This is a genomic window from Paraprevotella clara YIT 11840 (assembly GCF_000233955.1).
GTDB classification, from domain to species: Bacteria; Bacteroidota; Bacteroidia; order Bacteroidales; family Bacteroidaceae; genus Paraprevotella; species Paraprevotella clara.
This window is the reverse complement of sequence record NZ_JH376733.1, coordinates 210-605: the sequence shown is the minus strand read 5'-3', so window position 1 is coordinate 605 and position 396 is coordinate 210. Positions and strand designations below refer to the sequence as shown.

The following is a 396-nucleotide window of genomic DNA, read 5'->3' as shown; positions in this document are numbered from 1 at the left end:
CATTTTATTACTCAGAAAAGTAAGAAGTTAGTTTATGGAATTAGTAAAAGCAAAAAAACATTTAGGGCAGCACTTCCTAAAGGATTTGAATATAGCACAGAAAATAGCTGATACCTTATCATTGGCAAACTACAAAAAAGTAGTAGAAATAGGGGCAGGTATGGGCGTTCTTACACAATTCTTACTCAAAAAAGATACAGAAGTATATGTTGTAGAGATAGATAAGGAGTCAGTGGCCTATTTAGAAGCTCATTATCCTGAGTTGAGAGGGAAAATAATAGCAGATGACTTTTTAAAGTATGATATAGCAGGCTTTTTGCGAGAACCTTTTGCTATTATAGGCAACTTTCCTTATAATATATCTACTCAAATAGTATTTAAGTTGCTTGAACTTAG

The 396-nt window shown here is 32.6% G+C and carries 1 protein-coding gene; it reads left to right on the top strand.

Annotation, left to right across the window (positions count from 1 at the left end; all coding sequences use genetic code 11):
* Positions 1-34: 34 nt before the first annotated feature.
* The coding region (locus HMPREF9441_RS17330; protein WP_008623847.1) for a ribosomal RNA small subunit methyltransferase A at positions 35-396 on the top strand (362 nt) is incomplete at its 3' end.